This window comes from Pseudofrankia coriaricola (assembly GCF_032027725.1).
GTDB lineage: Bacteria > Actinomycetota > Actinomycetes > Frankiales > Frankiaceae > Pseudofrankia.
In genome coordinates this window covers 1-21970 of record NZ_JASNFO010000131.1, presented here as the reverse complement: position 1 = coordinate 21970, position 21970 = coordinate 1, and the positions used below count along the sequence as shown (strand labels likewise).

The 21970-nt window shown below is 71.9% G+C and carries 19 protein-coding genes; 14 read left to right on the top strand and 5 right to left on the bottom strand.

The genetic code is table 11. The features are described 5' to 3' along the window. Positions 1–28 precede the first annotated feature (28 nt). From istB to QOZ89_RS43690, 4 genes are all read right to left on the bottom strand, one after another. Positions 29–814, bottom strand: a complete 786-nt coding sequence (gene istB / locus QOZ89_RS43705) for an IS21-like element helper ATPase IstB (protein ID WP_071048345.1) — start codon at positions 812–814, stop codon at positions 29–31. After that, positions 811–2454 carry an IS21 family transposase gene (gene istA, locus QOZ89_RS43700; RefSeq protein ID WP_274536511.1) on the bottom strand — a complete coding sequence of 548 codons (1644 nt, stop codon included), beginning with the start codon at positions 2452–2454 and terminating at the stop codon, positions 811–813. Before istA ends, istB begins: the two co-directional genes overlap by 4 nt. A gap of 487 nt (positions 2455–2941) precedes the next feature. Next, positions 2942–4129: a tyrosine-type recombinase/integrase gene (locus QOZ89_RS43695; RefSeq protein ID WP_312630099.1), complete on the bottom strand. Its 1188-nt coding sequence runs from the start codon at positions 4127–4129 to the stop codon at positions 2942–2944. Between the two features lie 121 nt (positions 4130–4250). Then, positions 4251–4478, bottom strand: coding sequence for a hypothetical protein (locus QOZ89_RS43690; RefSeq protein WP_312630097.1), 228 nt, complete (start codon positions 4476–4478; stop codon positions 4251–4253). Positions 4479–4624: 146 nt separating this feature from the next. On the opposite strand from QOZ89_RS43690, the gene QOZ89_RS43685 reads away from it, so the two are divergent. Then, the gene (locus QOZ89_RS43685; protein ID WP_312630095.1) at positions 4625–4855 is read left to right on the top strand and encodes a helix-turn-helix transcriptional regulator; all 231 of its coding nucleotides are present in this window, start codon (positions 4625–4627) and stop codon (positions 4853–4855) included. Between the two features lie 168 nt (positions 4856–5023). Here QOZ89_RS43685 and QOZ89_RS43680 read toward each other — a convergent pair whose 3' ends face one another. Continuing rightward, a complete protein-coding gene (locus QOZ89_RS43680) occupies positions 5024–6583 on the bottom strand; it encodes a DUF2637 domain-containing protein (protein ID WP_312630094.1) in 1560 nt (519 codons plus the stop codon). Between the two features lie 589 nt (positions 6584–7172). Here QOZ89_RS43680 and QOZ89_RS43675 point away from each other — a divergent pair. From QOZ89_RS43675 to QOZ89_RS43615, 13 genes are all read left to right on the top strand, one after another. After that, the gene (locus tag QOZ89_RS43675) at positions 7173–7820 is read left to right on the top strand and encodes a hypothetical protein (protein WP_312630093.1); all 648 of its coding nucleotides are present in this window, start codon (positions 7173–7175) and stop codon (positions 7818–7820) included. Further along, positions 7793–8689 (top strand): hypothetical protein, encoded by an 897-nt coding sequence (locus QOZ89_RS43670; protein WP_312630091.1) that lies wholly within the window; start codon positions 7793–7795, stop codon positions 8687–8689. Before QOZ89_RS43675 ends, QOZ89_RS43670 begins: the two co-directional genes overlap by 28 nt. Positions 8690–8975: 286 nt before the next feature. Next, entirely contained in the window at positions 8976–9929 is a 954-nt protein-coding gene (locus QOZ89_RS43665; RefSeq protein WP_312630089.1) for an SAF domain-containing protein, read from the top strand. A 107-nt stretch (positions 9930–10036) separates the two neighbouring features. Continuing rightward, entirely contained in the window at positions 10037–11371 is a 1335-nt protein-coding gene (locus tag QOZ89_RS43660) for an ATPase, T2SS/T4P/T4SS family (RefSeq protein ID WP_312630087.1), read from the top strand. Then, positions 11368–12303 carry a type II secretion system F family protein gene (locus tag QOZ89_RS43655; RefSeq protein ID WP_312630085.1) on the top strand — a complete coding sequence of 312 codons (936 nt, stop codon included), beginning with the start codon at positions 11368–11370 and terminating at the stop codon, positions 12301–12303. Before QOZ89_RS43660 ends, QOZ89_RS43655 begins: the two co-directional genes overlap by 4 nt. Before the next feature lie 43 nt (positions 12304–12346). Next, positions 12347–13228: a type II secretion system F family protein gene (locus tag QOZ89_RS43650; RefSeq protein ID WP_312630083.1), complete on the top strand. Its 882-nt coding sequence runs from the start codon at positions 12347–12349 to the stop codon at positions 13226–13228. Between the two features lie 38 nt (positions 13229–13266). Then, positions 13267–13542: a hypothetical protein gene (locus QOZ89_RS43645; protein ID WP_312630081.1), complete on the top strand. Its 276-nt coding sequence runs from the start codon at positions 13267–13269 to the stop codon at positions 13540–13542. A 320-nt stretch (positions 13543–13862) separates the two neighbouring features. Next, positions 13863–14594 carry a TnsA-like heteromeric transposase endonuclease subunit gene (locus tag QOZ89_RS43640; RefSeq protein WP_312630079.1) on the top strand — a complete coding sequence of 244 codons (732 nt, stop codon included), beginning with the start codon at positions 13863–13865 and terminating at the stop codon, positions 14592–14594. Next, positions 14591–16714 (top strand): TnsB C-terminal domain-containing protein, encoded by a 2124-nt coding sequence (locus QOZ89_RS43635; RefSeq protein WP_312630077.1) that lies wholly within the window; start codon positions 14591–14593, stop codon positions 16712–16714. Before QOZ89_RS43640 ends, QOZ89_RS43635 begins: the two co-directional genes overlap by 4 nt. Beyond that, positions 16711–17325: an AAA family ATPase gene (locus tag QOZ89_RS43630; RefSeq protein WP_312630075.1), complete on the top strand. Its 615-nt coding sequence runs from the start codon at positions 16711–16713 to the stop codon at positions 17323–17325. Before QOZ89_RS43635 ends, QOZ89_RS43630 begins: the two co-directional genes overlap by 4 nt. Positions 17326–17433: 108 nt before the next feature. After that, a complete protein-coding gene (locus tag QOZ89_RS43625; protein ID WP_312627181.1) occupies positions 17434–18612 on the top strand; it encodes a tyrosine-type recombinase/integrase in 1179 nt (392 codons plus the stop codon). Beyond that, a complete protein-coding gene (locus tag QOZ89_RS43620) occupies positions 18609–21206 on the top strand; it encodes a tyrosine-type recombinase/integrase (protein ID WP_312627183.1) in 2598 nt (865 codons plus the stop codon). Before QOZ89_RS43625 ends, QOZ89_RS43620 begins: the two co-directional genes overlap by 4 nt. Continuing rightward, on the top strand, positions 21203–21793 hold the full coding sequence (locus tag QOZ89_RS43615) for a DUF6262 family protein (protein WP_312627185.1): 591 nt from the start codon (positions 21203–21205) through the stop codon (positions 21791–21793). Before QOZ89_RS43620 ends, QOZ89_RS43615 begins: the two co-directional genes overlap by 4 nt. The last annotated feature ends 177 nt before the right edge of the window (positions 21794–21970 follow it).

Below are 21970 nucleotides of genomic sequence, written 5' to 3'. Positions count from 1 at the left end.
CGGCTTGAAGTGGCCCCACCTGGGTGGGTCAGGCGGTGGCCTGGCGGGCGGCGCGGGCGTGGGCGAGGCGGTAGGAGTCGGTGCCGGTTTCGATGATGTTGGCGCCGAAGGTGAGGCGGTCGACGATGGCGGCGCAGAGTCTCGGGTCGGTGAAGGTTTTGGTCCAGCCGGAGAAGGACTCGTTGGAGGCGATCGCGACGCTGTTCTTCTCTTCGCGTTCGGTGAGGACCTGGAAGAGGAGTTCGGCGCCGCGGCGGTCGAGTTCCATGTAGCCGAGTTCGTCGATGCAGAGGAGGTCGACGCGGCCGTAGCGGGCGATGGTCTTCGCGAGTTGTTTCTCGTCGGCGGCCTCGGCAAGTTCGTTGACGAGTTTCGCGGCGAGGGTGTAGCGGACGCGGTGGCCGGCGATCGCGGCGGCGGAGCCGAGGGCGATGAGGAGGTGGGATTTGCCGGTGCCGGAGTCGCCGATGAGGCAGAGTGGTTCGCCCCGGGTGACCCAGGCGCAGCTGGCGAGGGTGTTGACGAGGGCGGGGTTCACGGTGGGGTTCGCGGTGTAGTCGAAGTCGGCGAGCCATTTCGAGCGGGGGAAGCCGGCGGCTTTGACCTGCCGGTCGGAGCGGCGGCGGTCGCGTTCCTCGCATTCGGTCATGAACAGTTCGGCGAGGAACCCGCGGTAGGTGAGGTGTTCGCGTTCGGCGGCGTCGGCGATCTCGGGGAACCGGGCGCGGACCGTCGGGAGGCGTAGGGCTCGGCAGGCCTGGTCGATGGCGGCGTCGGCGGCCTGTTCGGTGACGTTGCGGCGTAGCGCGTTCATGACATTTCTCCTTCAGATGCTGGGGGTGGGGCCCGGGCGGCGGGCGGTTGGGGTGCGCGGCGGCGCAGGAGCTGGTCGTAGTGGGCGACCGACGGGGCCGGGCGGCTGTCGGGTGGCAGGCCGGCCAGGCGCCGCGCGGTCAGGCTCACGACCGGGCTGGCCGTCGGGGCCGGTGCGGGTGTGGGCCGGCGGGCCTGGGTGGCTTTGCGGGCCTCGACCGCGACCACGTCGGCGGTGGACGCGCCGGTGGCGACCGCCGCGGTCAGGCCGGCGACGACGTCGGGGTGGGACAGGTGGCGGTGCAGCAGGAGGACCTCGACGAGGGCCCGGGTCCCGCCGCTGTCGCCGTGCGCCCGCCTGGCCGCCGCCCAGAAGGCGTCGTGCGCCGGCGTGAACATCCCGCTGGCGCGGGCCTGGACCAGCGCGGTCGCCCCCGGCAGCGCTCCGGGCTTGCGGGCCAGGACCTCCAGGTAGTGGTCCAGCAGCAGGCTCTGGGAGCCCTTGCGGACCGCGCGGGTGTGCCGGGCGACCTCGACCCGGCCGTCGAGGATGACCAGCTCGGAGGCGCGCAGGAACACCCGGACCCGCTGGCCGATCAGGCGGACCGGTACCGAGTAGTGGCACTGGCGGACCGTGACCTGCCCGTAGCGGTCGACCCGCGGGGTCAGCAGCAGCCCCGGCTCGAACGCCTCCTCCGGCAGCGCCCGCAACAGCCCCACCTCCGCCGCGAACGCCTGCCCGACCGTGACGAGGCGTCCCTCGATCCGCCGGCCGTCGTCGGCCAGGTCGGCCTGTTCGATTCGCCCGTTGAGCTCGGCGAGCGTGTCGACCTCGGGCACCGGCACCAGATGGTTGCGCCGGAACCGGCCGACCTCGCCCTCGACCCCGCCCTTCTCGTGCGCGCCCTCAACCCCGGGCAGGCAGTAGAACGCGTCGAAACCAAAATGGGAACGAAACAGCACCCACCGGTCGGACTCGGTCCGGTTACGGCCCAGCAGCACCCGCGACACCGCGGACCGCAGATTGTCATAGCGGATCTTCCCGGCCGGGACACCGCCGAGCACCGTGAACGCGTGCAGATGACCCTCGATGAACGCCTCCTGTCCCTGCGAGGCGAACACCCGGTGCACGGCCTTGCCCGAATACGACAACCGCAACGTGAACAGGAAACACTTCGTCTGCACGCCGGAAAGCAGAACCCACAGATCCCCGAAATCAACCTCGGCTTCCTGCCCCGGCAGATGGGTCTGTAACACGAACGCGGTCTCCATTCCACGACCAGCCTCGGCCGCGATCTCCGGCCGGCGCCGGGCCACATAGTCACGCACCGTCGAGTACGCGACCGCCTCGCTCATCCCGTCCTCCGCGACGAGGCGGTCACGGACCCGCCTCGCGGTGTGCCGCTGTTTCCGCGGAGCGTCGAGATCCGCCACCAGCATCGCGTCGATCGCCGCCTTGAAGGTCTCCAACCGCGCCGAGACCCGCACCGGGGTCCGCCGCGGAACCGGAGCCGCCGACTCCAACGCCTGCCGCACCGTCCGCCGATGCACCCCATGCCGCTCGGCCAACTCCCGGATCGACATCCCGCGGCGCGCATCCACCCGGATCGCCTCGAACTGCTCGACCCTCGACGACCCCACAGCCCCCCACAGCCCTCCCCGCAACGGAAGACGCGATCATCGCACCCCCACCCTCGGGTGGGGCCACTTCAAGCCGTCACTCCGCCACCGAACGGCCTCCGGGTGGGGCCACTTCAAGCCGCCACAGTGGGGCCAAATCAAAGGCTCTGGCGCGGATCTTGTGGTGGCCCCCGGCCGCGACGCGACTTGCCAGTCGTGGCCGGTCTGTCGGCCGCGGATCCCGGTGACGCCCAGTGATCGACTGCGCTCGCGTCACAAGATCTGCGCCAGAACCAAATCAAACCGCCAGAGCCAAACACCCGTGCCGCGCCCCGCAGCCGCTGGCTCGGCGGCGTTCCCTCCCAGGTCAACCAGGTGGGCAGCTCCCGCAGCTGGCCAAGCACCTCCTCGATCGAGAACCGGTCAGCCGGGCCCGGCTCATGCCCCAGGCACGGGTTGCCCGGCACGGCAGCGAGGCCCGGCTGCGCCCGGGCGGCCGTGACGACCGTCATCGCAGGCTCCCCCCGAACAGCACCGCGAGGTCCCCCTCGTCGTAGCCCGCGGCGGCCGGCGGCGGAACCTGCGCCTGGGCCTCTCGGCCCGCCAGGTACTCGTGGACTCGCCGGATGACCTCGGCGTCGTCCTCCACCAGGTAGACGTCGGCGGTCGTGGACAGGTGCGCATGACCGAGGATGACCTGCACGTCGCGCATCGACAGCCGCTCGTCCCGGCTCATCCTGACCGCCGCCGTGTGCCGCAGGTCGTGCATCGACCAGTTCGTGCCCAACAGGCCGTTGACCCGACGGAACACCGCCCGCAGCGCCTCGTAGTTCAACGGCTGACGCCGCGGGCCCTCACCCCGGTCCCGCTGGCGAAGCGTCTGCCACAGCGGCTCGTCCTGACCCGGCGACTCACCGAGATCAGCCAGATAGAGACGCAGCCACACGAACGCCTCCGGGCTGGCCGGCAGCCACTGCTCGGCCTGCGTGCCCTTGCGCACGACGCGCACCAGCTGCTCGCCCCAGTCCAGGTCCACGCACCGGACACCGAGAAGCTCACCGGCACGGGCCGCGCTGCTGACCGCCAGAGCCACCAGGGCCCGGTCCCGGTTGGACCGCAGCGCAGCGAACAACTCGTTCCACCGCTCATCGGGCATCGCCCTCGGCCTGCGCCGTGCGACCCTCGGGTTATAGCGGACACGCCCCTCGGGCCGAAACGGCTCCAACGGATTGTGATGCGCGTTCGCGCGCCGACCCGAACCGCGATCCAACGGCACCGGATTGACCAGCGGACCCTGACCGATCTCGATCCAGAACTCGTAGAACGCCCGCACGACCGCGTTCGAGTGCCGCACCGTCCGAGGCTTGTACTCGTCATCGAGATACGTCTTACGAGTGATCGGATTGACCGTGCCCGCCGTCGCCGCCGACCCCGTCCGCGGCGACCGCCGTGGCTTGGCCGCCTGCTTCAACCACAGCACGAGATCGCGAGCCTCCGCGGCCGTGGCCTGATCCCACTCAACACCCACAGCCCGCAGCCACCGCCACCAGCGCAGCAGACCATATGCGTAACTGCGGACGCTGCCCGAACGATTGTCCCGGGCCACGAAGTCCGTCAGGTACCGCCGGATCGGCTCGACCGGCACCCCGTCCGGATCCACGACGAGCCACGGAACCAGGCCACCGACCTGTTCCACCCGACCCCACCGGGGCACCTGAATGGACCGGACATCACGCTCTGACTCGTCGAACAACCCGACTCCACCCCTTCGACACCGAGACGGGGCAGGTCTATCGATCACCCACGAGCACACGCCATCACCAAGCCGGCGTGTCGCCTGGTAGTCCGGTCAACAGGTCGCCATGGTGCTCGACGAATCGGGCGCGGTGCGGGACCTGGATGAGCAGCGCTGCCAGCAGGTCTGGTGTCGCGCCGGGGCCGATCGTCAGCTCGTGACCGTCGCCGGTGACCAGCAGGCTGGCTGGTGGCTGGTCGAGGGGTCCGGGGCGCCAGGGCCCGGGGCTGGGGAGCGGGGGGTGGTCCATCGGGGCCTCGTTCCTGGGATGACCAGTGGGAGGGGCGCTGCCGGCGTGGCGGGCGGCGCGGAAGACGCAGCAGGTCGCTACTAGACGACCGTTGCGTAGCGCCGAGCGTACGGCAGGGGTAGACGGTCGTCTACTAGGATTTTTGTGTGGCGCAACCGCTGATGGGGGCCGCGGAAATCGCGAAGCGGCTCGGTGTGAACCGGACCCGGGTGAACCAGCTGTTGGCCAGCGATCCGACGTTCCCGAGGCCGTACGTCACCCTGGCCGCCGGCCACATCTGGCGCACCGACGACGTCGAGGCCTGGATCGCCGAATACCGGCCCGCCGGCCGGCTGCGCCGGCGCGCCGGCGGCGAGGGCGAGGGCCGCGACGCCTAGCCCATGCGGGACCGGGTGTTGTCAGGCGCCCGTGGGCGGCGAAGAAGGGATGTCCGCCGGCCGGCGTTCCTATCGCGGGACCGTGGCAGCGGCCCAATGTCACGTGGCCGGTGCGTTCCGGTCGCGTGGATGCGTCGCTGCCCCCTGAGGGGAGCTGATCCTCGCGGTTCAGGCTGCGGCCGCGGACATGTCGGCGGCCTTGCGAAGTTCGGCGATGTAGCGGCGGGCTGTGCCCTCATGCAGGTCGAGGGCGGGTGCGAGGTCGCGGGCCAGCGCGTAGGGAGTGCGAGGGTCGTCGGGGGGAAGCGCGGTCAGGAGGGCGGCGAGCTGGGCCTTCTTGCTGGTCAACGGCGCCGGGTCGGCTGACGCCGTCCCGCCCGTCGTGCGGCCCTCACCGAGGCATGCCGGTGCCGAGTCGCTCGGCAGTCCGACAGGACGCGCTCTCGCAGCAGATGCGGCGTCCGTGAGCGTGGTGGCCGGGCCGTTGAGCGCGGTTACGGCGTGGAATTCGTCTGGCGGGTCAGTGCTGGGCGCTGACGGGTTGCCGGTGGCGGCCGGGCCAGGGCGCGTCTCGGCGCGCTGAGTGGGTAGACCGGCCGCCGCGGTCCATCGGTGCTCGACGTCAGTGCCGAAGGCGCGGCTGTCGTCGACGTCGGCGAGCGCGGCGGGATGCCGGACGCAGCTGCTAGCCGGTTCGGTTCTGGCCGCCAAGTTGCCGTCGGGCCACGCGCTGCGTGCCGAGCAGGCGCTGGCGGGTTTGACGTCGTGTGCACGGCTGCTGTCGTCAGGCTGTTTGCCGGTGCTGGCGGGTGAGTGGTCGTGGTTGTGACGGACGTCGTCGCGGTGGGCCTGTTCGGCGACTGCCCGATGCCGGCGGCGTCCCGGCTCCCGGAGGACAGGACGGTTGCCGGTGGGGCGGGTGGTAGCGCGGATCTGGCTCATCAACAGCTCGTAGCCGCCGATGAGCGCGACCGGCGGCCAGGCGGCTATGACCCTGGCTGCAAGATCAGGTTCGGCGTGCATGACGTTGGCGGCGAGGCTGGCGGCCGAGCCGAGGATGAGCAGGGCGTAGGGCAGCCAGCTACGGCGGCGCCCGGCGCGGCTGTCGGCGAGCAGGGTCATCGAGGCGGCGACGATCAAACCATCGACGGAGACCGGGATGATCGCGGCGGCGACGTGGTCCTCGCCGTGGCCGAGGGCGACGCCCCTCATATGACGGTAGGAGACGGCGGCGGCGATGCCGGCGACGGTGAGCACGGCGGCGACGGTCGCGAGCCGGATCCATGCCTCCCCGTCGCGCCACCACCGAGCCCGCGCCGGCCGGTCGAAGAGAGGTGACTCCGCGCGGGCGGTGGACGGGTGGCCGGGTTGGCGGGTGTTGCCCGCGCGGAGGTCGGCCGGGCTGGGAAGCGAGGCGCCGCCGCCGCGAGGGGGCGGATCGCTGGCCACCGAGGCGGGGGTGGGGACGTGGGTGGCACCCCCACCACATTCCAGGTGACGTGAATCACAATTGCCACTCTGGGTAGTGGATCTCTCGGCGGTGAGGTCCGTGACGCCGGAGTTGGTGCGTGTGGCGCCGAGTCCGCGGCCGTCCGGGGCTGGTTTGGCGCTGGCCGCTGTGGTCGTTGGCCGGGCGGCGTTGTCGTCGTCGGCGGTCGTGCCGGTGAGGACGCAGGCGTCGGTCGCGGCAGTGCGCGGCATGGCGCGGTCGTGGGCGGCATCGAACACGGTGGCCTCCCTGCTCCGGCGAGGCGGGCGGCGAGGCGGAGCCGTCCGGGCTGGAGCCTGCGTGGGCGTCGGATCTGGCAGCGCGAAGTGTCGTCCATTTCGAGCGGCGACGCGACGTAGGTGACGGACGGTATCCAGCGTTAGCCGGACGTTATCCACAGGCCGAGATGTTACGGCTACTCAAGCGCTAATCCGTGTGATACCACCGTTTTGTCATCGAATCCTTCAGGTCTGGCCCGGTGGATTCGCCGTAACCACTACTCGCGTGCGGCCAGCCCCCATCGGCCGCGATGACCCATGCGCCACGTTGCCCTGCCTCGCGGCAGAAACCAGCACTGAGCTGCCGATTTACCCGCACCCGCCGCCGGTTCGGCGGCCTGTCCGCGCCTCAGCGCCGAGGCGCCCGCGCGCCCGACTGGGAGGTCTGATGCATGCCCGCGCCCGGGCGGAATGCTGCGTCGAGAATGTGCGCAGCACTGGTCATGTCCGGCTCAGGACAGGCAATGTCCTCATGCGGACGTCGCTTTTCCGAAACGTTACGTGTCGTGTCCTGATGCGGACGACCGTCCTCTTGAGGACGCCTGTCCTGATGCGGTCTTCGGTCCCAATAAGGACGTCGGCCGCGGCCGGCGTCCTCGGTCTCTGCCTTACCACCGTCGCCTGTGGCCGTTCGTCAGGCGGCGACCCTCCCGCGCCGGCGACATCGACCGGCGAGACCACGGCATCAATCTCCGCCACCGGAGCGCCGCTCGACCTCGGAGCTGAAATTCGCACTGAGGTCACGGCCGCGCAGAAGCGGTACTTCGATGCCTACCGCGCCGCTGCAGCCAACCCGCGGGACCAGGCGCTCGTCGCCGCTCTGCGCGCCGTGTACACCGACCAGTCGGTCTCTGGCGAGAACGTCCGCGGCCGGATGGCGTACTTCGCGGAGCACGGCTACGTCGCCCGCCCGGACGCACGGTCCTACTACGTGATCGAGGACATCACGATCGATGCCCTGCCGCCGGCCGGCCGGGCCGTGACCGTCGTGTGCGGCTACACCACCGACCCCGTCATCGACGGGGTCAACCGCGCTCCGGACGGCAAGGACATCGTCGTAAACGACACCCCTGCCAGCGCCCGCACCCGCACCACGTGGATCCAGCAACTCGACGGCGAATGGAAGATCAACGATGGCGTGATCGTGGACAGCTGGGAAGGCGAGAACCGGTGTCCGCCCCGCCCCGCCGCGTCCTGACCTTGGCCGGTGCCGGAACCCTTGTATTCGCCGTTCTCGTGGCCATGCCAACCCCTGCCTACGCGGGGAGCCCGATCCCGCTCGGCTGGGCCGGGGACGGCCATGGTCAGGCCGAAGGCTACGTGGAGACCGACCAGGACCGCCGGGAGATCGGAGCCTCGATTGGCGCCGATGGCGGTCCAGAAGGCTCAGCCAGGAGCGGTTCCGCCGGTCCAGCGCCGCAGTGTGTGTGGAAGTCGCTCGACGAGCTGGGGGAGGGGTCGGCGGAGGGCGCGTCTGATCCGTTTGATCCGGACGGCGTGGAGTCGGTGCTGTACGCGCGGGTGTGTGACGGCGCGGTCGTGGGCTGGCAGTGGTTCCAGGTCCAGGACCAGGGCGACCTGCTCACGGCGGCGGCTGATGACGTGCGGCGGCGGCTGCCGGCGCCGCGGCCAGTGTTGTCGCCGGATCCGGCGCGGGGCCTGGTGGTGAAGGTGGCGACGTGGTTCGCGGTGCCGGCCGGGCAGTGGGTGCCGGTAAGCGGCACCGCCGAGGCCCTGGGCCTGTCGGTGACGGTGACGGCGACCCCGGGCGAGCTCGTCTTCGAACCCGGTGACGGTGCCCGTTCCGTCACCTGCGCCGGCCCTGGCCAGATGTTCGATCCGGCCGCGCCGGCGCCGGCTGCTGCGCCGGCCTGTTCCTACACCTACCGGGATGCCTCCACGGCCGCGCCCAACGGCCGGTCGTGGCCGGCGTCGTTGTCGGTCCACTGGCAGGTGGCCTGGGCGGCGAGCAACGGCCAGTCCGGCGCCCTGGCTCCGCTGACCACCACGACGGCCGTCGAGGCCGTCGTCCACGAGTACCAGGCAGTCGAAGGAAGCGGTTCATGACCACCCGTATGTCCTTGTTTTCTATCGCGACCGCCGGACGTGGTGGGAGGAAGCTGCCAGCGCCCTACGGCCGGCCCGTAGATCGTGGCCAGCGCAGTGCGCCGCTGCGGCGGCGATGCACCCAGCAGGTCCGGGTGGCGGTGTCACGGTTGGTTTCCCTCCAGAAAGCGTGCCGCGAGGCCGGCAGGTGGGGCGAGCGGACGGGTCGGATGGACGCCCGTCGGGCCGTGCCGATCACGGTTCGGGGCTGGCGGTTGCGCCCGGGCCAGGTGGGCGGTGGCGGGCGGTGACGTTCACGGCAGCTGATCAGTGGGATGACACGGATCTGGACGGCGAGTACGACGGCGACGGGCCGCGCGTCGCGGGGCGGGGGCAGCGGCGGTGGGGTGGGGCGCTGCTCGGGCTGCTGCTGGCGGTGCTGGGCGCGGGCGGGGCGTTGTGGCTGGGGTCGGGCAGCCAGCCGACGGTGGACGCGGTGGCGTTGGCCCGGCCCATGCAGCGGGGCCAGGTGATCGCCGCGGCGGATCTGGCGGTGGTGCGGGTCGCCGCGTCGGGTGGGGCGGTGCGGCTGGCGACGCCGGCGATCGCGCGTGCGGCGGTGGTGGGCCGGCAGGCGCTGGTCGACCTGCCGGCGGGGACGTTGCTGACGCCGGAGCTCGTCGGCTCGATCGCGGGGCCGGCCGGGACGTTGACGCTCGGGGTGGCGGTGGACGCGGCCGGGTTGCCGTCGTCGTCGCCGCGGCCGGGGGAGCAGGTCGACGTCGTCGGGGTCGACCCGGCGACCAAGGATGCGGTGACGCTGGCGCAGCGGGTGACGGTGACCGAGGTCGGTCGCCCGGCCGGTTCGTCGGAGGCCGGGGTGACTGTTGTCTATCTGGCTGTGCCGGCGGAGTTGGCGGCTCGGGTCGCGGCCGCCGCCGCGACCAGTCCCGGTGTTCGTCTCCTCGGCGTCACCGCCGATACCTCCGGGGGCGCAGTTGTCCCGCCGGACGGTCAGGTAGGTGGCCCGGCGGCTGCGCCTACGGCCAGCGGCGCAGCGACCGGAGGCGCCGGGACTGGAAGCGCTGCCGGTCCCGCCGCCGGCGCCAGCCCCGCCGCCGCAGACGGCACTGATCCGTCTGGGGATGTCGGCGCTGGGGGAGCTGACGGCTCGACAGCGGGCGGGGCCCGGCCAAGCGGTGCGAGCCCAAGTGCGAGCGCCACTGGCGGGGTCGCGGGTGTGGTGGGGGCGGGCGGGTGATGGCCGTGCGTCCGCGTCCGGAGGCGACGGGACCTGCGCCGGCCGGGGGCCGGCGGCCTGGGCCGCCTCGGCGTTCCGTCGCGCTGACCGCGGCAGCTGCCGACGCGGTGGACCTGGTCGAGGACGGTCTGGTCGCGGACTATGTGGCCCGGGTCGGTGAGGTGGTGGAGGCGCGGCTCACGCATGCCCGCCGCACCGGCACCGTCCTGCGTTCGGCGGACCGGGGCGCCCTCGTCGACGAGGCGATCACAGCGGTGCTCGTGGCCGCCCGCCAGCAGGCCGCGGCCGAAGGCCAGCCGCCGCTGAGCCCGGTCGCCGAGGACGCGGTCCGCCAGGGTGCCCGGGCGGCCCGTGCCGAGCTGGGCCCGCTGAGCACGGTGCTGACCGCGACGCATCGCTGGAGCGACGTCGAGGTCAACGGCGCGGTGAACATGGTCCTGACCGAGCGGGCCACCGCCCGTCGTATCGAGTCGCGGTCGCCGTTTTCGGCGGATGAGCAGGTGTGGGAGTGGGCGGCGGCGCAGGCGGCGTTGGCGGGGCGGCGGTTCGACGAGGCGAACCCGTCGGTGCGGTTCCGGTTGCCCGGTGGGGTGCGGGTGCATGCGGTGGGCCGGGTCACCTCGCTGACGCATCTCGACTGCCGGCTGTTCACCCCGTCTCTGGACTCGTTGTCGGGTCTTGCCGATGTGGGGATGTGCGGTCCGGACGTGATCGCCCTTTTGGCGGCGACCGCGGCGCTGCGGGTCCCGGTCGGCCTGGTCATCTCCGGTGGCACCGGAGCGGGCAAGACCACGTTGCTGCGCGCCTGGGTGAACGCCACCCCGGGTGATCGGGCGTTGGAACGGGTGGTGACGGTCGAGGACGAGGCCGAGCTGTTCCTGGACCGGGACCGGTGGCGCAATCTCGTCGAGTTCGAGGCCCGGGAGTCGAACGTCGACGGCCGGGGCGAGTACCCGATCGAGCGTTATTTGACCGCGGACCTGCGCCGTCAGACTCCGAGCCGGGTCCTGCTCGGTGAGCTCAAGCCCGACGGGGGTGTTTTGCCGCTGCTGCTGGCCGCGGGGCAGGGCATCGCCCAGGGTGTGGCGACCACGATCCATGCCACCTCGTCCGCCGATGTTGTCGCCCGGCTGCGGACCTATGCCGCGTTCGGTTCCCGCGCCGTCCCCGAACAGGTGGTGCTCGAGACGATCGCGGCGACCCTCGACCTGGTCGTCCACGTTGCCCACGTCGGCCGGGCGCGGGCGGTCACGTCGGTCCGCGAGATTGTCGACTACCGCGCGGGTGCGGTGAGCTCCGCGGAGCTGTGGCGGTGGAGCGCGCGCGCCGGGCGGGCGGTGCGGACCGAGGTCGACCTGTCGGAGCGGCTGGCCGCCAAGCTCGCCACGGTCACCGACCCCACCTACTTTCGTGCGCGCCGCACCTCCGGAGCGGTGCGGTGAGCGGCGTGCCGCGGCTGCTGGTCCTGGCCGGTGACGGTGCGGTCGCCGGGGCCGGCCTGTGGCTGCTGGGAGCGGCGCTGACGGGACGGGCGCCGTGGGCCGGTAACGCAGGCGTGGACGGGCGGGCCAGGCGGCCGAGACACCGCGGCGCGTCGGGCGCCGGGCCGACCACGCTGGCAGCCCGGACCTTCGGGGCGGCGATGGCCGGCAGGTGGCGGGCGTTGCCGATGGCTGGGCCGGTCGCGGTGGCCGCGGTGGTGGGGCTGGTGGTGGGGGTGCTGGTCGGGTTGCCGGTGCTGGCGGTGATCGCGGCCGGGCTGGTGTGGCTGGCCGGCCAGGCGCGCACGCTGCGCGGCGTCGGCGAGACGGGCGAGCTGGGCGAAGCGGTCGCGACCTGGTGCGAGACCGTCCGCCAGGAACTCGACGCCGGACAGCCGCTGCGGGCGGCGGTCGCCGCCTCCAGCCAGCTACCCCCACCGGCGCTCGCCGTACCGTTGGCCGCGCTCGGCCGCAGACTCCACGACCAGCAGCCGCTGCCCTGGGCGCTGGCGGCTTTTCGCCGCGACGTCGCCCATCCGGCCGTCGGTCAGGTCGTCACCGCTCTCGTGTTGGCTTACCGCCACGGTGCGGGTGATCTGGGCCGGCTGATGGCCAGCCAGGTCGAGACCACCCGCCATCGCGTCGCCGTCCTGCGTGACGTGCACGCCGGCCGTGCCCGCCACCGCCGCGCGATGGCCCTGCTGCTCGCCCTGTTCGCACTCACCACCGGCGGGCTGCTCGTCGCCTGGCCCGCCGTCCTGGCGCCCTACCGGACCGCCGCCGGCCAGCTGGCACTCACCGGCCTGCTGGCACTCGTCGGCGCCGCCGTGCACGCCCTGATCCGCCGTTCCCGCCCACCGGCCATGCCCGACTTCTTCGAGGAAACGACATGACCCCTGCCCCTTCGGCCTCCCCTCTCACCAGTGGAGACCGGCGATGAGTGCCGGCCTGCCCGCAGGCACCGCGCTGACGGGGCTGTGCGGAGCGAGCGCCGCGACCGGCCTCTACCTCGCCCTGTCCGCGGCACTGACGGCCCGGACTTCTGTGGCGCGGCCGGCGCGTTGGACGCGGGCCGCCGCCGGCTGGGTCAACGGCCATGTCGAACAGGTCGCGGGCCCGGCCCGGGCTCGTCGTCTGCTGCTCGCCGACGACCTGGCCCTCGCCGGCCGTGACCAGGCCACCCACACCGCCACCCGTGTCGCGACCGCCACCGCCTGCGCCGTCAGCACCGCCGTGGCCGCCGGCGGTGCGGCGCTGGCCGGGCTGTCGATGCCGGTGCTGCTCGCCCCGGCGCTGGTCCTGTTCGCCGCGTTCGTCGGCGTCGTCGCCGCGGACCGGCCGGTGCGTCGGCGCGCGAAGGTTCGTCGCCAGGAGACCCGGCTCGCGATCGCCGCCTACCTGGACCTGGTACGGGTGCTGCTCGCGGGTGGGCTGCCGCTGCCTGCCGCGCTGCGCCTGGCCGCCGACGCCGGCCACGGCTGGGCCTTCACCCAGATCGCCACCGCCCTGGCCACCGCATCGGCCCGCCAACAGCCCGCCGACACCGGCCTGGACCTCCTCGCTCACCGCATCCCCCTGCCGGAGTGGCGCGAACTACGGCTGACCGTCACCTCCGCGCTGCGCGGCGCCTCACCCGTCGAGGCGATGGACAGCAAGGCCACCCACCTGCGCGCCGCCGAGGCCGCCCAGGCCCGCGCCGAGGCCGCCACCGCCGACGCCGAACTCGAACTCCCCGCCGCCGCCGTCGCCCTCGCGTTCGTCGGCTTCCTCACCTATCCGCTCTTGGCGATGCTGACCAGCCCCGGAACCCTGCCCTAGCCCGTCCCACCGTCACGACAACAAGGAGCGTGACCATCATGCGCCGCCTCGGCGTTCGCCTGACCCTGGCCCACCTCTGGCTCACCGGCCTGCCCACCCGGCTCGTCGACCGGATCGGCACCCACGACGAGGCCCACCGCGCCGCCGCCGACCGCGCCGGTCACCAGCCCGACCGCGGCGACGCCCTGTCGACGGCTGTCCTCACCGTCGGCCTGGTCATCGTCGCCGCCATCGTGATCGCCATCATCCGCGCCAAGGCGGTGGACACCGCCAACAACATCTGCGTCGACCCCGATCCCACCACCTGCCAGTGACCAAACCAGCCCACCGCCAGCGCTGTAGGGATGCCGGTGAACATGTCCAATCGCCGGAATAGTTATCCACTGGATGTCCAGTGACCGGCTATCTGTCCATTCGGGCGGGCGGGTCTGCGGCAAATCTGGACGAATTCGGCTAAGCGGTACGGCCGGTTCGATAAAGGGGGTGAGGAATGACCGGTTCGCGAACTCTGCGGGTGTGAGGTGCCGGGGATGATGTCCAGCGTCCGGCGGACTTTTCCACGGTGTGTCCAATGACCGGGGTGATGTCCAGTGATCTACCGTGCCGGTTGGGATCATGTCTTCTATCTGGGGAGATGGTGGCGATGGCGGCTGATGCTCGGTTGAGCGTCAGGGACGTCGCGGGCGCGGTGTTGACCTTCGACGATGTGGCGTGTTCGGATCTTGCGCGGGTGGTTGCGGGGAGTCCGTGGCGGGTTTTCCGCTGGCGGCAGGGGCAGGCTCACTATTCGGGTTGGTACTGGTCGGCGACGATGGCTGGGCATGTGGTCTATGAGAGCCGGTTGGAGCTTTCCCGGCTGTTGCTCGCCGATTTCGACCCTTCGGTGGTGGGAATCGCTGCGCAGCCTTTCTGCCTGGCCGCCCAGGTGGGTGATCGGGTTCGACGGCATGTGCCGGACTTTCTTCTCGTTGATGCCGCTGGGTTGGTGACAGTGGTCAACGTCAAGCCTGCGGAGCAGTTGGCCAGGCCGAAGGTCGCGGAGGCGTTGGGCTGGGCGGGCCGGGTGTTCACCGAGGCCGGTTGGCGTCACGAGATCTGGTCGGGGGCGCCGGCGGTGGTGCTGGGCAACGTGCGGTTCCTGGCGGCCTACCGGCGCGCGGACCGGGTCGACGCGGAGGCGGTCAACGAGATCGACCGGATGGTCACGGGGACGGCGCGTCTCGGTGAGGTGGAGGCGGCGCTGGCGGGCCGGTTCGCGGTGGAGGTCTGCCGGCCGGCGTTGCTGCATCTGGTGTGGCGGGGCGTGTTCCGCGTCGGTCTGGATACGCCGCTGTCGTCGGCGTCGATCGTGGAGCGCGCGGCGTGATCGCCACGGTGACCCTGACTGTCGGCACGAAGCTGGTCCACGACGGCGAAGTGCGCACGGTCGTCGGCATCGAGGCCGAGCGGCTGCGGCTGCGCGACGGGCAGGGCCGCGACCTGCTGGTGCACACGGCGACCGCGCTCACGGATCCGGCGACGTCGGTGCTGGGAGTGGATGGCGAAGCGGCGGAGCTGATGGAGGCGTTGGGGCCGCTGCTGGACAACCTGGCCGCGCCGCGGCGCGCCGAGGTGCTGGCGCGGCTCGGCCATGTCCGGGAAGTGCTGACGGGCTATGTCTCGGGCACGGCGGAGCGGGCGGCTGACGGCGAGCCGCGGGCGGCCTACGACCCGTCGTTGCCACTGATGGACCGCTACGCGGCGAAGGCCGCGGAGGTGGGGGTCGACGTCCGGACAGTGCGCCGCTGGGTGCGCGCGGTCGAGACGGCGGGGGCCGCTGGGCTGGTCGACGGCCGGACGGTGCGGCTGGCTGATCCGCTCGCCGGGATCGACGAACGCTGGCTGGCGATGTGCCGGCTGGTGCTCGACGAGCACACCGAGGCCAGCCGGCCGACCCGGCGGCTGCTGTTGGAGCGGGTCACAGCTCGGCTGGACGCCGAGTTCGGCCAGGGGGCGGTTCCGCGGCCGGGGCGGCGGCGGGCGCGGGCGGCGTTGGAGGAGCTGTCCCGCGGCACCAACGCGCTCGTGGGCGCCACCGCCGCGAAGCGGTCGATCGCGGGCCGGCCGAAGGTGGCCTACGGGCGGCTGCGCTCGACCAGGCCGGGTGAGTACGTGCTGCTGGACACCACCCCGCTGGACGTGTTCGCGATGGAACCGCTGACCTTGCGCTGGGTCCGCGTCGAGCTCACCATCGCGTTTGATCTTTACTCGCGGTGCGTCACGGGGCTACGGCTCTCACCGGTGTCGACCAAGTCCGTCGACGCGGTGGTCGTGCTCTACGAGACGCTGATGCCGGACACGGCCCGCGGCAGCGGCGGCGGGCTGTTGCCCTATGCCGGACTGCCGGACACGGTCGTCGTCGACGCCGGCCGTGTTGCCGAGGGGGAGCCGGGGCTGCCCGGGGTCGCCGCCGAGACAGTGGTGGTCGACCACGGCAAGATCTTTCTTTCGAAGCATCTGCTGTCGGTGTGTGGGCGCCTCGGGGTCTCGATTCAGCCAGCCCGGCCGCTGACCCCGACGGACAAGGCGGCGGTCGAACGGTTCTTTAGGACCCTGCGGGAAGGGCTGCTGGCCGCGCTGCCGGGCTACAAGGGTCCCGACGTCCACAGCCGCGGCAAGGACCCCGAGGGCTGCGCCTACTTCTTCGTCGACGAACTCGAGGCCGTGATCCGCCAGTGGATCGTCGGTATCTACCACCGGCGTCCGCACGGCGGGCTGGTCGACCCGGCGGTGCCAGGCCTGGAGCTGTCTCCGGCGGAGATGTTCGCCCATGGTCTTGCCCGAGCCGGCCGGCTCCGGGTCCCCGCGCGCGCGGACCTGGTGTTCGATCTTCTGCCGGTCGCGTGGCGGACCATCCAGCATTACGGGGTCGAGGTCAACGGGCTTCGCTACAACGGTCCGGCGCTGACGGGTTACCGCAACCGGCGCAGCCCCTTCACCGGTCTGCACCCGGGCAAGTGGCCGGTGCGCTACGACACCGACGACGTCTCCCGGATCTATTTCCAGGACCCGGCAGATCAGCGGTGGCACACGCTGGTCTGGGAACACGCCACCGAGATCGGCCTGCCGTTCTCCGAGGACACGCTCGGCTACGCGCGGCGCCTCGTGCTCGCCGAGGGCCGCCACGTCGATGACCGCCTCGCCCTGGCGGAGCTGCTGGAGCGGTGGGACGCGGGGCTGGTGCGCCATCCCGCCGAACGGCGGATGGCGATCCGCGCGAGCGAACAGCGCCAGGCCAGACTGGCCGCGGCGGGCGGCCCGGAGCTCGCGGCGGTGGCCGAGCTCCCGGCTGTCCGGGCCGTGGTGGATCCTCCCGGGCAGCCGGCCGGTTCGTGGCGGGGCGGCGACGACGACAGCGACGGCGAACTGGACGGCCACGCCGCTGACGAACCTGCCGGGATCGGCGACGAGGAGTTCTACGCCGACGCGCTGAAGGTCGTGCGATGAGCCGGCCGGCGGGGGCGGTGCTCTCCGACCGCGACGAGCGGGACTGGAACCTGTCGGCCAAGGACGGATGGTTCGCGATGGTCGACACCGAGCCGAGACCGCGGCCGCCGCGGCGCAGCCGCGCCGAGATCGCGGCCATGCCGCGGATCGACCGGCTGCGCTACAACGAGGCCCGCGCCCGCTGGCACGCCAACCTCGGCCCCATCGCCACCCCGGGCATGGACTCCGTCTTCGAGCAGCTCGAGGAGATCTGCGGATCGAACCGGCAGGACGGGGAGAAGGTCAAACCCGCCGCGGTCCTCGACGCGCTGCCCGGCCTGGGCAAGACCACCGCCGCGCTCGCGTTCGCCCGCGCGTTCCACCGCGAGCAGATCGACCTCTACGGGCCGACGGTTCCGGTCGAGGGCGGGCAATGGCAGCGGGTGCCGGTCGTCTATCTCGGCCTGACCTCGAACACGACGATCCGCAGCCTCAACGCGATGCTCTGCCGCTTCTACGCGCTGCCCGCGCCGGACCGCGGCACCGCGACACACCTGGCGCACCGCGCCGCCGAGTGCGTCGCCCAGTGCAAGACCCGCCTCGTCGTCGTCGACTTTACCGACCGCGGGTAGAGCTGCCCGTAATGTCCGTCCCGGCCTGTGGCTGGGACGTGCCGTGCTCGTTTACCGACCGGGTCCGGGACGTCCGTCCTGTTGGCGGCGTCGGTAGGCGGAGGGCACGTGGTTCGCACGGTTGTGATCGGAGACCTGCGGGTGCAGGAGATCCGGCAGGGGGACGGGCGGCGGTCGTGGACGATCGTCTGGCCGGAGGGGACGGTGCACCCGGAGGCGGACCGGTACCTGCGCCGGCACGATGGCTCGGGGACGCAGCGGACGTATGCCTACCTGCTGGTCGACCACCTGCGCTGGCTCGAGCGGGAGTGCCTCACCGTCGCCGTGGTCGGGCTGCGCGACCTCGAACGCTATATGGGGATCCTTGGTGCCGAGGTGGCGATGCCGCTGGGGCAGCCGTGGCGCCTCGGTAAGCGCCCCTACGGTCGCGCGGCGCTGACGACGACGGCTGCCTGCCTGAAGGGGTTCTACCTGCACCAAGCGTCCTACGGGGTCAACGGCGAGCTCGGCAACGTGTTGGACCGCGCCCGGTTGCCGTCCCGGGCGGACCGTCGCCGCGCGTTCCTCGGGCACGTGACGTCGACGATGCCGGCGAACCCGCTGGCCCCGACCGGCCCGCACCGGCGGCATCCGAAGATGCTGCCCGACGGGGCGCGGGAGAAGCTGCTGACCGAGGTCAACTCGGCCCGTGACCGGCTGGTGGTGACCTGGCTGGCGGACGGGGGTCTGCGGATCGGTGAGCTGTGTGGGCTGCACCTGGTCGACCTGCACCTGCGGGAGAACGCGGCCTGCGGCGAATGCCGATCTCCGCACGTCCACGTCTGCCACCGCCCCGGCAACCCGAACCGGGCGGAGGCAAAGACCAAGCACCCGTGGCGGATCGACGACGGGACCGTCGTCGGTGGGCTGCTCAAACGGGTCAGCCCCGCGATGGTGCACACCTACTTCGACTACCTCACCGGCGAGTATCCGCGTGGTCAGGCGGGACACGGGATGCTGCTCGTTCAGCTCCACGGCGCTGGGCATGGTCAGCCGTGGGCGCCGGTGGCGGCTCGGCGGATGCTGGGCCGGGCCGGGCAGCGCGCCGGCCTGGGCGTCGTCCGTCCGCATGCGTTCCGGCACTCCTTCACCAGCGCTGTGCTGGACGCCTCTGATGGCAACCTGCTGATCGCCCGGGACGCCGGCGGTTGGGCTTCCACCGCTGTGGTCGATGAGATCTATGGCCATGTCGATGTCCATGACCCGGCGTTCGACGCGGCGCTGCGCACCGTCTGGGGAACGCGGTGAAACGGGCGGATCACCTGCGCCCGCTCTACGCGGAGCGGCCTGACCGGACGGTACGGGACCGGCTGGAGATCCTGACCGCGCTGATCGGCGGCCCGTCGTTCGACCCGATGTTCCGCGGCGACATTGTCCGGATCCCGCGTGGGCATCCGATCTACCAGTGGGATTGTGTGATCGGCGGCTGTGAGCGGGTCCGCGGCAGCGGCGACCTGTGTTCGATCCACCGGGAGCAGTGGGCTCGGGCGAAGGCGCGGGGTGTCGGCAAGGCGGCGTTCGTGGCCGGCGCCCAGCCGCTGCCGCCCTCGGAACACCTCGAGTATCTTCCCTGCCGGGTCTGCCCTGACCGGCCCGCTGACCACACCGACCTGCGGCTCTGCCAGCGGCACCGCGGACGGTGGTCGCTGCACGCACTCGACGTGGGCGACGGCGCGGACTTCGCTGGCTGGCTCGGCGAGCAGGTGCCCTATCCCGGCTACGGGGACTGTCAGGTCTCGGTCTGCCCGGCCCTGGCGGCCTCCCCGCTGGGCCTGTGTTCTGGGCATACGGCCCGCTACCGAGGCGACGACCAGCCGGGCGGGGCAGCGTTGCCGCCCAGCTGGTGGCAGCGCTTCGAGCACGCCAGCCAGCCGGTCCCCGTCGGCTACACCGACGAGCACCAATTCCGCCTCTGGTGCCAGGCGTCGACCGCGATGCCCTGGCCGGGGCAGCTCAACCTGCGCGGGCTGCGGCCCCTGCTACGCGCGGAGATTCAGTGGGGGCTGTTCATCCACACCCGCCGGTCCCGGCCGACCCGCTGGGACGTCGGCTGGGTCCGCACCCTGGTGAACACCTGCCGCCACGCTGAGACGAACTCGCTCGTCGACCTCGACCTCGACGGCGCGACCGCGTTCTCCGGCGCGATCGCCAAAGAGATCCTCCACGAGCTGCGGCTGGTCTACTTCACTCCCGAGCAGGCGAAGGATGCCGGCTTCCTGGAAACCGACCACTTCGGGGTCCGGTTCGCGCACCGCACGAGCCACGTCGACCTGACCGGCATCCCGCAGCGCTGGCTGCGGGACCTTGCCTTCGACTACCTGGCCGATCTGCTGAGCTCGGCGCGCCGCCCGCGCACCGCCGCCGTGCTGGACTCCGTCCGCCGGGCCGCCATCGAGCTGGGCGTCTTCCTGGAACTCGACGCCCCCGGCGGCGGTCACGACCCGGCACTGTTGGGGGCCGAGCACATGCGGCGGTTCGTCGCTGACCAGCGCCACCGCGAACGCGACGGTCTGCCGTCCCTGGCGATCAAACGGACGAGCGGATCCGCCGGCGTCGTCACGACCGGCACCCGGACGGTGGTGTTCAACGCGGTCCGCAAGCTGCTGCGCGACGCGATGGACAGCGGGACGGCCGACCGCCTCGACCTGAGCCGGGAGTTCATCATCGCGGCTCCCGCCGCCGGTGGAGTCCCGATGCGCGCCCGCCGCCCGTTCCCCGACGAGGTCGCCCGCGCGCTGGCCGACGAGACGAACCTGACCCGGCTCGCCGCCGACTACGACCCCCAGGACTGGGGAATGCGCGACATCTGGGAGACCGTCGTGATCACCGGCCGGCGCATCGGCGAGGTGCTGTCGGTGCGATGGGACTGCCTCGGCCGCTACGGCGGGCTGGCGATGTTCTGGCACGACCAGACCAAGGTCGGGAACTACGACGTGGCGATCCGGATCCCCGAACGGCTCTATGAGGTCCTCGCCGCCCGGCAGGTCACGACCCTCGACCGGTTCACCGCCGAGCACGGCCGCCGGCCGGCTGGAACCGAACGCGCCAGACTGGCCCTGTTCCCCACGACCCACCGCAACCCGGACGGCACCGTCGCGCTGACCCACCAGTGGTTCCACAGCCGGTTCCGACCCTGGGTCGACGCGCTCGACCTCGGTCACGTCGTGCCACATCAGGCCCGGCACACGCTGGCGACGAACCTGCTCCGGCACGGCGCCAGCCTCAGCCACATCCGCCGCTACCTCGGCCATGTCTCCGACCGGATGGCCGAGCACTACGTCCACCTCACCCAGTCCGACCTGGAGAACGTCCTGCAGCACGTCTGGGTCGCCGGCCCCGGCGCCGCCCGCCCCGGCGAACTGCTCGCCGGGGACGCCACGCCGCTGAGCCGTGGCCAGGCGCAGGCCCTCGCGGTCGACCTGTCCCGGCGCAGCACTCCGGCCGAAGGCGGGTTCTGCACCTTCCAACCCGTCGTCGACGGCGGCGCCTGCCCCTGGAACCTCAACTGCCACAGCTGCGACAAGTTCGTCCTGTCCGGCGCCGACCTGCTCTACTGGCGCCGCAAACGCGAGCAATGGCGGCTACTCGCCGAAGGCGCCCCCGACGACGCCACCGCCGACTACCTCCACCAATACTTCGAGCCCACCGCCCATGCGATCGACGGCCTGGAGAAGGCACTCGCCGGCCTCGGTCTCCTCGACGACGCCCTCGCCCTGGACCTGCGCAAACCCCAGGACTACTTCCACCGCGTCTGGTCCACCGCCTTCCGCGCCGCCGACCTCGCGCACGCCGCACACGACGAGCACGACGGCCTCGGCGACAGCGAAAAGGTGCGTCGGTGAGCGCCGCCGTTCCCGAACCCGACCCGCGCACGGCCGCCGCAGCCTCGGCCCGACGCCGCTCATCCGAGGCCGCGCTGGGGCGTGTCCACGACGCCGTCGCCCGCCTCCGACGGGAGAAGACACCGGTCAGCGTCGCCGCCGTGGCCCGGCGCGCGACGGTATCCCGCACCTTCCTCTACGACAACCCCGAGGCCAGAGCCGCGGTCACCGCCGCCATGACCGAGGCCAACCAGCGCCGCGGCCAGCGGATCGCCGACGAAGACGACGCCCGCCAAGCACCCTGGCGCGAACGGGCACTGAACGCCGAAGACGCGCTCACCGCGGCCCACGCCGAGATCCTCACCCAGCGCACCCGCATCGGCGAGCTCCTCGGCCAGATCCGCGACCTCGAAGCCGAATGGACCCAGGAGGCCATCCAGCGCATCACCACCGAGAACACCACCCTCAAACAGCGCGTCCGTCAGCTCACCACCGACAACCGCGCCCTCGACGAGCGACTGAAGGCCGCCCGCTCGAACCTGCGCTTCCAGGACCGCCGGATGGCCGACCTCGAAACCCGCCTACTCGAACCGAAACCCTCACCCTGACCGGAATTCCACCGCTGATCCAAGCCCGCGGTCTGGCCGCCGAATCCGGTGGCCAGACCGCGCCGCTCAACACATGGAATTGATGCCGCCAGATATTTGCCAAACGACCGTCACGGACATGTAAGCTACGCATCAGCGCAGGTCAAGAGGCTAATCAGGACGGCAGCGGTCGGTAAA